Source organism: Flavobacterium sp. UBA7680 (assembly GCF_002482975.1).
Taxonomy (GTDB): Bacteria; Bacteroidota; Bacteroidia; order Flavobacteriales; family Flavobacteriaceae; genus Flavobacterium.
In genome coordinates this window covers 10,408-23,159 of the sequence record NZ_DLHA01000019.1, presented here as the reverse complement: position 1 = coordinate 23,159, position 12,752 = coordinate 10,408, and the positions used below count along the sequence as shown (strand labels likewise).

Below are 12,752 nucleotides of genomic sequence, written 5' to 3'. Positions count from 1 at the left end.
CTTTAGGTAATTATGAGAATATATGACTAAAACAGAGCGCAGAATAATCCTTTTAAGGAAGTTATCAAATTTCATTGTCTCAAATGATACTTTCCAAAATCAAGAGGATATTAGAAGTATATCAATAAACGCATTAGGATTAACTGTACAGAATTTCATTTTCTCTTTAACACTTTCTAAAAAATTATTAGACTTAAATTATTGTAAAGAAGAAATTTCATCTAATGTACGAAAAGTACATTTAGCAACATTTAATTATAATTTTAATGGATTTGTAAGAGACGCATTTTTTAATAGTTTCTTTCTAAATGTTGAAAATCATCTAAGACAAATTGCAATTAATTACGAGAGAACTCGAGGTGATATAAATAAAACAGCTATTCTTGAGACATTTAAAAATTTACTAATTCAAAATAAAACTACTCTTTTCACAAATCTAACTAACGATGACTTAAGTCTTTTTACATTTTATTGTTATTTAAGGAATACTATACACAGTTTAGGTTTTCAGACAAGAGGCGATAGCACTTTAGTACTTCATGACAGAAGTTCATTATTTAATAAAAAAAGAGTGGAAATCAAACTTATAAGTTCAACAAATAGTGTAAGTTTTGAAGACATGATTTTACTACAAGAACAGATTTTTAAATTATTAATAAAAATGAATTCATTTATTCCTAATGAAGATACAATTAATCATAGGTTAGCAAATTCGTTTAATAGTTAAGAAACATACGTTAATAGCATTTTGGCAAAATGACTGGTTTATTTCTCGTTAGCCGGAAACTATTAAGTTGAAGTTTTAATATCTTTAGAGTAAATTATTAAAATGTCGCGACTTCGCCAAGCAGCGGAACTTTAGAAGAAATATTACCAAAAATCATTATGAAAACAACATCTGAGAAAATAACCACAAATACAAGAGTTATTAAAAGTCATTTTACCAAGTATGGTGATACATTTAAAGCTTTTAAAGAACTACTAAATAATTCGATTCAAGCTAACTCGAAAAATATTCGTATTGAGATTAAATACAACGACTCATTAACCTGTAAATCCAGTATTGAAAAAATTACCATAATAGACGATGGACATGGTGTCTCAAAGAATAATTTTAAAAATACTATTTTAGAAATTGGAACGAATGTAAAAGAAAAAGGACAAGGTATTGGAAGGTTTAGTTCATTTCAAATAGGCGAATTAATGAAAATTGACACCGTAGCATTTGATGAAAATGAAAATAAATTCAGTAAAGTATTATTTGGTATTGATACTACTGATTTGAAAGATATATCTTTAGAAAATGTTGAGTTAAAAGTTGATTATGATTATTTAGATGGCAAGAATCATAATTCATATTATAAAGTTGAAATTGAAAATCTTCATCACAATATTCAAACGAAGCCATTAAATAAAAATAAAATAACAAGCAATTTTTTAGAAAATAACATTGCTCAAAGTTTGTTTGAGAACTATCCATACGAGATATTCAATAATACTGTTTCTTTCTTCGTAAATGGAAATAAACTTGAAAAAGAAAACTTTGTACTTGAAAAACCATCAATAAAAACAATTACGTACACAGACAAAAAAGGAACTAATCATTTAATAAATTTTTACTTCTACAATATAAAATCTAACTTAAAGAAAGTAAAAGTTTTTTTTCAAACAGATAACGCAGGTGTAAAATCAGTAGCACATGAATATACTTATTCATCAGATTGGTATACACCCGATTTAGGCACATGGTTTATTTATGTTGATTCTGATTTTTTTGATTTAGATTTATTTCGAAATCTTGATTTAGAAACTTTAGGTGAAGAAGAAATCAAAAAACTAAAAAATGAAATAAAAGACACTATTAATGAGTTTTTCAAAAGTAGAAATCAAAAGTTTGATAAATTTATCAGCAACTTAGAGAATGATAAATTCTACCCCTACAAAGAAAGAAAACCAGCATCAACCTCACAAGAAGTAGTTTTTAAAAAAATTGCATATTTATTAGAAGACGAACATCACTTAATAAAGGAAGATAATAAAATTAGAAATTTTTTATATCCACTATTAGACAAAGCTATTTCTGATGGAAACATTGAATATCTATTTAGTAAAATTTTAAAACTATCAGATGAAAGTTTACTAAAATTCAATTCGTTATTACAGAAAACGGATCTTGAAGATGTAATTCAATTTGCATCTCAAGTAAGTGAAAAATTAGAATTTTTAAATTTTTTACATGAATTAGCATATGGTGAAATTTCTAAAGTTCTCAAAGAAAGAAGTCAATTACATAAAATAATTGAAAATGAATTATGGGTTTTCGGTGAAAATTACAATGGAACACCTCACCTTTGGTCAGATAAAAAAATTGGAAATATCTTAAATCAACTTCACGATACATTTTTAAATTACGAACCAACTAAAGAAGACGAAAATTTAATCGAAGAAAATAATCTAGATGATATAACAGACTTGTTTTTTTACAATGAAAAAATAACAGATTCAGATGAGCGTGAGATAATGGTTGTAGAACTAAAATCACCTAAATGCGCTATAGGATTGAAAGAAATCAATCAAATAGATAGATATGCTTTTACACTTGAACAACATTCAGCATTACCGGCCGAAAAAGTTAAATACAAACTAATTCTTATATCTTCAAAGTTAAATGCATATGCAAAGTCAAAGGTAAAATCGCAAAGAGAAATTTATAAAGAAATTCCATTTTTATTTGATAAAAAAACAGATAAAAACATAGAAGTTTATGTTATGACTTGGTCTGAAATTATTGAATTGAATAAAAGAAAATTAGGATATTTACATAAACAATTGACAATAAAAGACAAATCCGTTAAGGAAAAATTCGAGGAAGAATATCCTGAGCTTATTGATCAAAAAGTACATGCACAATTAAGAATAGTTGGTTAAAAATAGGTCGGCTAAAGCCGTTTAGCGAGATTGGGATTTAAGCCTGAATTTAAAGATATTTTTATATTTATTTTGTTTTTAATCGAAAAATATTGCGTATTTATTCGCCAACCTCTCCAAGTGCCAGAACGTTGATTTCCATGCGAAACCACCACCAATAAATAAATGCAACATATGGAATATTTAGTTTTTTCACGCTTAAATGAAAACGACTTCGATGATATAATTGCCATGGTCGATGGTGAAAGGTTTACATATGATCCATCAATTAAAACTAAAAATTGCGATTATAAATATGGAAATATTCTTATTGAACTAAAAATCATTGAGGAGGAGCCTATTGAAAAGCAATCAAAACAAAATAAACTAGCTGCGTTGTTTCGGTCTGATATAAAAACGGTAATTATAAATCCATTAGACCTTGATTTTGAAAACAAAAAGAAATATTACAATGAGCTTTCTACGCCTATTAAGACTGCAATAAAAAAAGCATCTCAACAACTCAGGATTTCGTCAGAAAATGGCGAATATAAGATTACTATAATTGTGAATAATGGTTTATCGATGACCATGCCTGATGAGTTTTTTGACATAGCTGTTAGGCGAGCAAAAAATGACACATCAAATATTGACCTGCTCATTATTTGTGGAATTTATCATTTTTCAGACGGCTTTGAAACAATTGCAACAGCGGTGTTTAAAGATGTTGAAATACAAAATAAAGAAAAGCCTCTTGATTTTATTGATAAATTAAGAGAGGCTTGGAATATGAAGGTTAATGAATATATGACACTACAAATCGTAAGTAATGAAATAGAAAGAACGAAGCCACCCATTAAAGATATTTATTTTGAGTTAAATAATATTAGATATGTAAAACCTCATATTCAATGGGGAAAAGAATCTAATTTTTATGGAAAACAAGGAAGGCCTAGATTTGACACAACAGGGATGGAATCATGTCCTCCAGTTGGAGTTGTTATGCCTATCTTTGATTTAGAGAGCTATAATTTTGTTAAAGAAAACATTAATGTTTTTGATAGTTATTTGCTTAAAAATAATTTGGAGGATTACCTTAAATGTATAGAAAAGGAAAGAATTGAAAATGATGATTTTTTAAAACCAATAGTAGCGATAAAAGTTTCAAAAGAAGAACTAAGTAAAATTCCTTCTCCATTTAGTTTTAAAGATATTGGAACTTCTCTTTTGCCTATATTTCAGAAAGAAGTTATTAAAATAGCTGAAAACAGCTTTGTATTTAATAATATACCAATTAGTAATAACTACATATTACTTCAAATTAATGAAATTGGTATGGATAAGGCAAATGATATTGCTTTTATTTCATATAACGAAACTACAATGAGTGTAGAAACACAGGAGTATTTGATTAAAGGTGAAAGAATGAAATATGAGTATGCATTAATATTAGCGTCTGTTTACTGCTTATCTTTAAATGCTGATTCTGTTCATTATGTGATTAATGACGATTTTAAATGGAAATAATGCAACGGCACACAACAGACATTTGGCAAAATGGCGAGATTAGGCTAATATGATTTAGCATATTTCGTTATTGTAATCTTTAGTGCTTGACTAGAGTTATTCTATGTGGAGGAATGTAATAATATTCACGAGCTTAAAAGTTTTCATCTTTACCTGATAGTTCAAAATAATATACTTTTCTACAATCGTTTTCATTTTTATACTAACCAATTATAAAAGAATTTCCTCAGAGAAGGTTTTTTATCATTTTTGTACTCAACAAAATCATAAATATAATCCGAATTTATATCAAGCTAAATATGCAAGACTGGTAATTCTATTAGGTGTTATTATAGGCAATTTCTATTTAAAAAGGTAAATCATCTTTCTTTTCAAAAATATTCCACGATTTTGGAATTACACTTTCATTTCTCGCTAAAGCTTCTTTAATTTTTAAATTGCCTTCTTCAGGTAGTCCAAGTAATAAATTTGTTAAATCTGATATAAACGCAACCTCTCTAGGGTTATTGCTACTTGTTAGTTCAGTAACTTTAGTTAACTTTTTTAACTCGAAACGACGTATAACTTCGTCATATCCTAATGATAATTTTGAATTTAATGAATTAACATCTTCCCAAGTTTTGATATTTTCAATTTCACCTGAACTTTTCCATCCAACTCCTAGTTTGAATCTTGCGGTGTCAATAGAATAATGAAGTAAGATTATCTCCTCATCCTTTAACTTTCCTTCTTGTAGATCCTTAAATAGCTTATCAACTTGGGAAGTTTTGCTGTTGCTGTCAACTATTTTATTTGGAGAATTTTCAACTATTATTTTTTCTTCTTTTATGGTTGTTAAAATTGGATTTACGCGGTTCTCATTTTTTACAATTTGTGTAATTGGTAAACTTTGTTTGGGAACTTCGAACGAATTGACCTTTTCGATAAATTCTCGTATTTTTTGACTTACAAAAACGGCTTTGGTCGAAATTGGAAATAAAACGCGAAGAGTTTCAATAAAGCCTGTTACTCTATCGTGATTATTTATTTTGAATCCCATCTCCCTAGGGTCGAGAGCTCCGCTTTGGAATTCAGGGCTTGAAGCTTTGAATTCAGGTGTGAATATAATTGTATGTTCATTTTCGACAACCCAAGCGGCTCCCATCTCATTCAAGCAGGCAATACTCGAATAATACTCTGAAGAAAGGAGATAAACTACATATGGCTTTTCAGTAATTCTAGCTCTCAACCAATTAAATATGTTCTGACCAGTAGGAATTCCAAATGCGTCGTTACTGGTGAATATAATTTGTTCGTTATTAACACCAACCGCTATCAACAAATCTACGAGTGCTTGTCCATAATTCGCGTTTTTTGACGAATGAGAAATAAAGATTTTCATTATTAAATTTAATAAGTTAGACAAATATAAAAGAATTAATTAACATTGCCGGAGTAAGTGAAATGTAAGATGATATTTGATAAATTAAAGTGGTGTTAATGTTACAAGTCGATAATCTAGGTTACAGTTTATTTGATTCTAGTTTGCATTTGTTTGTAAGATTTAAATTAAATTGTTATATCAATTTTAAAAACTCTCCATCTTTTTTTACAATTTCAGATTTTACTGCTTTTTTAATGGATTGTAAAATATGTTTTCGCATATCTTCTGTAACTCTTGCAAATCCAAAAAGTTTCGCAATTAAGGTAACAGCATTATCTGGCTGAATAGCGATAGAACTTTCAACAATTTTAATGATTGCCAAGTTCATCTCTTCATCAGAAATAAGAATTAATTTTTTTGAATTTGGACTAAGTAAACTACGATCTCTTATTACTGGTAAATGATCTTCAAAATGCCAAAGAAATTCATCTTTCTTTTTAATTAAGCCAGTTCTAATTGCATAGTTTAATGCATCTGTAATAGATGCTCTGACACGACTTCCAATTTTTGAAATGCCATTTGCATCTGCAATTCGACGAGCCATTTCTTCAAAATGAACAGGACTTTCTACTTTGACGACTTCATGTATCCATGCTCCAAGTTTTCCAAGGGAATAAGTATGAATTTCTTGATGGCAAACCTCAATCGGAAGAGAAGCTTTTATATAACGGGGGATTGAATTATCAATTTATTTAGGTTCTTCTCGGACAAGATTTTTTAAATCGTCCATTAATTCTTCTTCAAGTGCATCATTATGTTCAACTTGATTTTTAGCATTTTCAATAGTTTCTAGTAAGAGTCTTAGCTCTCCTTGGGGATTGCGGAACCAATCAGTGCTCCATACATTAAATAATTTCCAGCCCATGCCTTCAAGGACTATAGTTCTTAATCTATCTCGATCCCGAGCTGATTTTGCAGTTTCATAAGACTTTCCATCGCAGCATATTCCAAGAATATATCTTCCAGGATTATCACTATCCACTATTGCCAAGTCAATATAAAATCCTGCTGAGCCGACTTTTTCTCTCACGATATAACCATTATCGCGAAGACTTTGAGCAATAATTTCCTCAAATGGCTGGGGTTTAGTTATTATTTCTTCCTTGTCGCTTTCAAACTTCCCATGCTGTGCATAATAAAGAAAACTTTTTAATGCCCGAATACCAAATTTTGCATTTGGTCCAGGATTCATATCATTGGCTGTAATATTTGTGAATACTTCACATCTGCTTTTTGCCCTTGTAATTAAAACATTTAGTCTTCGTTCACCCCCTTCATTATTTAGAGGTCCAAAGCTCATAGGTACTTTACCGTCTTCTGTTCTTCCATAACCAATACTAATAAAAATGACATCTCGTTCATCTCCTTGAACATTTTCAAGATTTTTGATAAAAAGAGGTTCGGTAAGGTGGCTCCTAAAGAAACTTTCAACTTCAGGATTTTTTCTTCTTTTTACTTCAAGTTCATTTTGAATAGCCTGCATTTGTGCAGTACTAAAGGCTACAACTCCAAGACTTAGTTTTGCATTGTGTAAAGCATGGCTAATTATAGCTTCCGCAACTTTTTCTGCTTCTTTAGGGTTGGTACGTGTTTTACCTTTGTCATAATAAGTATCTGGCAGGTGATTAAATGCTAAACCCATTTTGCTTTTAGATCCGGGACTTGGAAAAATTATTAATTTGTTTTCATAAAACTCCTGGTTTGACAAGTTAATTAAGGATTCATGTCTACTGCGATAATGCCAGCGCAGCATACGTTGAGGAGCACCTTGAGCATCACACATTCCAAGGATGCTCTGCATATCAGCAGTTACGTTTTCTTCATCTTCAGTATCGGTATTTAGTTTGTCAAAAAAACTTGTTGGAGGCATTTGCTTTGTATCCCCAACAACAACTACTTGTCTTCCTCGTAAAATAGCACCCAAAGCATCAACAGGACGTACTTGGCTGGCTTCATCAAAAATAACCAGATCGAAATCAATACTATTTGGAGGGAGAAAATTTGCAATTGACATTGGACTCATCATTATAACAGGTTTAATTGCTTGAATTGCCAATCCTGCTTCCTGCATAAGTTTCCTAATCGGCATATGTCTGGCTTTGCGGTTGAATTCGCTTTTAAGTACATTAATTTGTCCGCCACCTTCCTGTTTTGGCAAACTTTCCCAATGTTTAAGAGCAACTTTGGCGCGATTATAGAACTGATTAAGTACATCGAGTCGTTTAAATTTTTCAATGACTTCCTCATGACTTGATCTTTCAAATTTTCGAAGCTCTACACTATTAGTCATTGCCTGCTCAATCAAATGTTCATACCAAGTTTTTTGTACAGCTGTTTTTAAATGCAAAGCAGCGTCGGGCCAGTTATAAACTGCTCTAATCAAATAATCGGCTCCATTTCTTTCAATCTCTTCTTTCATTACGTTCCAAGATACTGCCTGATGTATCTCAGGTAGGTTTTCGAACCATTTTTTTATTAAGCCTTGCTGTTTGGATAAACTTGTATTTAGTATTTGATTATCTTTTAAATCCAGTTTTTCTAAAAGTGACTTTAATGAAATATTTTGTTTTTCTAAAGCATTCTCTAAATCAATTAAAAAGTCAGCCGCAATAGAAGACTCCTGGTTTTTGCTAAGAAATGATAGAAACGTGTTTGATATTACCTCATCCTGAATAAGGAGGTGTACCCCTTGTAGATATTGAACTGCTTTTTTAACAGTTTCCCAATCTGTTCGTTTCTTTTGATATCTGCTATCAAATAATTTTTGCGCTAAAGGCTCTAAAGATAGGAGAGAGGCTGTAAGACGCTTTCCTTCCATTAAAGCATTAACATGCTCTAATTTTGTGTTTAAATCTGAAGGAACAGGAGTTGTGAGAAGTGCCGACAATTTTTTTACACTATTTTTATAATCTCCTATTAAAAATTTATACCACTTACTGCCATGTACAATTAAATTTTGCCTGATTTCAAGCAGATCATAATCCCAAGCTTCTGGAATAACTAAATTATCATATTGTGTATGCAGCTCCTGTAGTCGAATTCCAGTTTCTAATAATTCAGCAATATCAGCTTGATTATTGAGCCAAGCAGAATCGGTTATATTCATGGATGTGAGACCTGGATTCTCAGATGCAGTTTTTATAGTTTTTAATAATAGGTTAACATCATCTATTTCTGTGGACGGATTAATTTCAACATAATTTGAAATAGAAGTAATAAGAGTTATTGCTTCATTTGTATCTTTAAGTACAATTTCTAATAAATCTTTTGAGGTTTCTTCATCTATTGGGAGGAAAATTTTTATATTAGTTCCATAAAACAGCAAGTTTTCAGGTTGTCCAATTTTTTCTAGCCTTACCTGTATTTTTTCAGCCATCTGTTCAACTTCTTTCATCTTTATAGAATCCCATACGCTAATATTTTCAACGTGTATTTTAGGAAATTTATAATCTTTATTATGAGTTGTTATCTTTAGTAAATTCCCCATCACTTCTTGTGCTGAGTAACCACTTTTTGAAATTTCAGAATTTACCGAAGCACAATATTGATTAAGTTCGTTTATCATAGGATGAAGAAATCTAATTTCCTCTTCCAAACGAGTCATTGTTGGCCTGCCTAAATCAAGTATTCGTTTTAATTCATTATGTAATTCTCTTTTGTTTGCTTTATGGCTATGTAATTCTAAGCAAGCTTCTCCTAAGTTAACACTGTCTAAGCGTCGTTTTACAACTTCTAAAGCAGCCATTTTTTCAGCAACAAAAAGCACTTTTTTTCCATTTCCGACAGCATTTGCTATAAGATTTGTAATGGTTTGTGATTTCCCTGTTCCTGGCGGGCCTTGTATTACCATGTTACGCCCTTCATGCACAGCAAGCATTGCAATAACTTGTGAACTGTCGGCATCTACGACTTGCATAAGCTCATCCGCATTCGTATCATTGTCAAGATGATGTTCTTCACCAATTGATGGTTGAGGCTCATTAAATCCAGTATTGAATAAAGATTGTAAAATATTATGGTTGAATGGTTTTTTATCTTCTGGCCATTTTTCACTGTCTAAATCATGATAAATCATAAACTTACCAAAAGAAAAGAACCCTAATTCTATAGCATCCTCTTCAACTTTCCAATTTTCAATGTGGCTGATCCGTTCTTTTATAATGTTGTAATATGTTTTAAGATCCAGTTCTTCTTCTTCCGGGAGATCAGGAATAGTAATGTTATAATCTACCATCATTTTTGCCTGCAATGACAGATTTGCTCCAATTTCAGTACCACTGTACCTTAAACGAAAACGTTCATTTGCACTGGAACGCTCCAAAACTACAGGAAGTAAAATTAATGGTGCTTTTCTTGTATCTTCACTATTTCCTTTTTCATACCAATTCAGTATTCCTAATGCAAGATATAACATGTTGACACCTTGCTCTTCAATACTCGTTCTAGCAAAATAATACGTATTTAGTATTTTATTCTGAAGCTTGGCTTCTGTTTCATTGGTCTGTAATCTGGTATCATTATAAGCATCTTGTATTTCCGGTTCAGTAAGTTCCGGAAGTTCTAATAATTCATCATCGTCATCTTTGCCTGGGCGTCCTAAAAAAGTCATTCCTTTGTTCTGTCTCACTAAAATGTCATAAATGGATGAGGATTGTTCTTGCACAATCTGCAATCCTTTAACTTTAGAAGTCTTATAATTAAGTAATGTATTACGCAATCCAAGATCTAAAAGTTCTTTACGAGATGCTTCCAATTTAGGTAGAATTGATTCAGACATATTTAAGGTGATTTAAGTTCCTAAGTTATCAAATAAAACACTACAAAAAAGTAAAGACATTATTTTAAAATTGTAAAACATTTTAGGTTGAGAGAATTTATATTTATTTTTTGAATAATTTGGTGTATTTCGTGCCGGATCATTTTCCAGATCTCAAAGACAAGAACTTATTTTAAGCATCAATTAATTTATCAAAGTTTTAAATAAAATTTACTGGACAAAAGAATTAAAAATAATAGATTTTTTTAATTCTGGAATACCATCGATTTTAATGTAGTGAATATAGTATTTTACTAATGCAATTTTTACTTAATGAGGAAATAAACTTCCAATTAATGCCAAATATCCTCAGTCAGCATTTTAAAAGCATTTCTGTATTTAAATTACATTTTTTGAATTTTCAAAAGTGTGATTATGGAGAAAGATATTGAGTACAGTAATTCAAAGTTGACCCCGGAGAAAGCTTTGCAAATGCTTCGATCTGAGGGGTTAGATGTTACTATTGAACAGGCAGAGGAAATCTTGTATTTCTTAAGAATAATTGCTAATATCGCTGTGTTGAAACATTTAAATAAAAGAAAATGAGTAAGATAGCCGACTTATATATTAGAGTGAGTACCGATGAGCAGGCAGAAAAAGGCTTCTCGCAGCGTAATCAGGAAGAGATGTTAAGAAAATATTGCAGTATAAACCAAATACAGATACGTAATGTAATTTATGAAGATCATTCGGCAAAGACTTTTAACAGGCCACAATGGAAAAAATTTCTGGCTGAAGTAAAAAAACACAAAAATAAAATTAATCTGGTTCTCTTTATGAAGTGGGACAGGTTTAGTCGTAATGCCGGTGATGCTTACCAAATGATTAATGTATTAAGAAAACTTGGTGTGGAGCCGCAGGCTATAGAACAGCCACTTGACCTAAGTGTACCGGAAAACAAAATGATGCTGGCATTTTACCTGGCTGCACCCGAAGTTGAAAATGATCGACGAGCATTAAATACCTTTCAGGGACTTAGACGTGGCAAAAAAGAGGGGAGGCATATGGGAATGGCTCCTTATGGTTACGCTAATAAAATAACTGAGGATGGGAAAAAGTATATTGCCATTGTACCGGTTAAAGCTGTAAAAGTTATATGGATTTTTGAGCAGATTGCTAAAAATATTTTTAGTACTGAATCAATTTATCAAATGGCCAAAGAAAAAGGTTTTGACATTTCTAAGAATAACTTGTGGCTTATCATAAGAAATCCACTTTATTGTGGAAAGATTGTTGTTCCTAAGTACAGAGATGAAGAGGAAAGGTGGGTCAATGGACAGCATGAGCCAATTATCAGTGAGGGATTATTTTATCGGGTTCAAGACGTTCTTGATAGTAAAGCAAGAACCTACCGGCCGAAAATTAAAACTATTGAGAATTTTCCTTTGCGAGGTTTTTTTCTTTGTCCAAAGTGCGGTCAGAAGTTAACAGGAAGTAAATGTAAAGGAAGGAATAAATATTACTACTATTATCACTGTGATAAAGTATGTAAATGGAGAGTGAATTCTGAAATAGCTAACAAGATTTTTAAAGAACATTTAAATAAATTTAAACCTTTAGAAGAAGTTAAGAAGCTATATACCGCAGTTTTACTTGAAGGTTATAGAGAGCATACTGGAGTAATAGCAAACGAAAAAAAGAAGTCCCTTGACCAGATTGCAGTTTATGAAAAGAAATTATCTGTGGCCAGAAATTTATTAGTTACCGAGAAAATCGATGCTGAAGATTACAATCTCATGAAAACCGAATACAATGAGATTATCAGTAATCTGGAAAAAGAGATGGGTAATGTAGAGGACGACAGGGCAAGTATAGAGCATTTAACGACGACTGGATTGGAAAACCTTTTAAAGCTAGGTGAAGCCTTTGATGGTGGGACTTTAGCTGATTCTAGAGAATTAATTGGTTTAATTTTTCCCGAAAATTTCACATTTCAAGATCAGAAAATCCGCACCGCCCGAGTCAATGAAATAGTTAACTGTATCTATCTGGTAAACAATAGATTGCGGGCAAAAAAAAACGGGACAAAAGATGATATTTTTCTTTTGTCCCGAGTAGTGACCTCGACTGGATTCAAAC

At 31.2% G+C, this 12,752-nt stretch carries 8 protein-coding genes (1 of these 8 running past the window's edge); 5 read left to right on the top strand and 3 right to left on the bottom strand.

Annotation, left to right across the window (positions count from 1 at the left end; translation table 11 throughout):
• The first annotated feature begins 22 nt into the window (after positions 1 to 22).
• The 3 genes from B3C18_RS05030 (at position 23) to B3C18_RS05020 (ending at position 4,434) form a co-directional block, all read left to right on the top strand.
• On the top strand, positions 23 to 727 hold the full coding sequence (locus B3C18_RS05030; RefSeq protein ID WP_291143376.1) for a hypothetical protein: 705 nt from the start codon (positions 23 to 25) through the stop codon (positions 725 to 727).
• Between the two features lie 158 nt (positions 728 to 885).
• Positions 886 to 2,928: an ATP-binding protein gene (locus B3C18_RS05025; RefSeq protein ID WP_291143373.1), complete on the top strand. Its 2,043-nt coding sequence runs from the start codon at positions 886 to 888 to the stop codon at positions 2,926 to 2,928.
• Between the two features lie 174 nt (positions 2,929 to 3,102).
• Complete coding sequence (locus B3C18_RS05020; RefSeq protein ID WP_291143370.1) at positions 3,103 to 4,434, top strand: hypothetical protein; 1,332 nt, start codon at positions 3,103 to 3,105, stop codon at positions 4,432 to 4,434.
• Positions 4,435 to 4,780: 346 nt separating this feature from the next.
• Here B3C18_RS05020 and B3C18_RS05015 read toward each other — a convergent pair whose 3' ends face one another.
• The 3 genes from B3C18_RS05015 to B3C18_RS05005 form a co-directional block, all read right to left on the bottom strand.
• Positions 4,781 to 5,815, bottom strand: a complete 1,035-nt coding sequence (locus B3C18_RS05015; RefSeq protein ID WP_291143367.1) for a toll/interleukin-1 receptor domain-containing protein — start codon at positions 5,813 to 5,815, stop codon at positions 4,781 to 4,783.
• A gap of 175 nt (positions 5,816 to 5,990) precedes the next feature.
• Positions 5,991 to 6,482 carry a DUF3320 domain-containing protein gene (locus tag B3C18_RS05010; RefSeq protein WP_291145015.1) on the bottom strand — a complete coding sequence of 164 codons (492 nt, stop codon included), beginning with the start codon at positions 6,480 to 6,482 and terminating at the stop codon, positions 5,991 to 5,993.
• A 63-nt stretch (positions 6,483 to 6,545) separates the two neighbouring features.
• The gene (locus tag B3C18_RS05005) at positions 6,546 to 10,634 is read right to left on the bottom strand and encodes a DUF4011 domain-containing protein (protein WP_291143364.1); all 4,089 of its coding nucleotides are present in this window, start codon (positions 10,632 to 10,634) and stop codon (positions 6,546 to 6,548) included.
• Positions 10,635 to 11,048: 414 nt separating this feature from the next.
• Here B3C18_RS05005 and B3C18_RS05000 point away from each other — a divergent pair, with 414 nt between their 5' ends.
• Entirely contained in the window at positions 11,049 to 11,219 is a 171-nt protein-coding gene (locus B3C18_RS05000; RefSeq protein WP_291143361.1) for a hypothetical protein, read from the top strand.
• Positions 11,216 to 12,752 carry the 5' portion of a recombinase family protein gene (locus B3C18_RS04995; protein ID WP_291143358.1) on the top strand. Its footprint extends 44 nt past the window's final position, so the window shows 1,537 of its 1,581 coding nt (coding positions 1–1,537); the start codon lies at positions 11,216 to 11,218; the stop codon falls past the right edge of the window. Before B3C18_RS05000 ends, B3C18_RS04995 begins: the two co-directional genes overlap by 4 nt.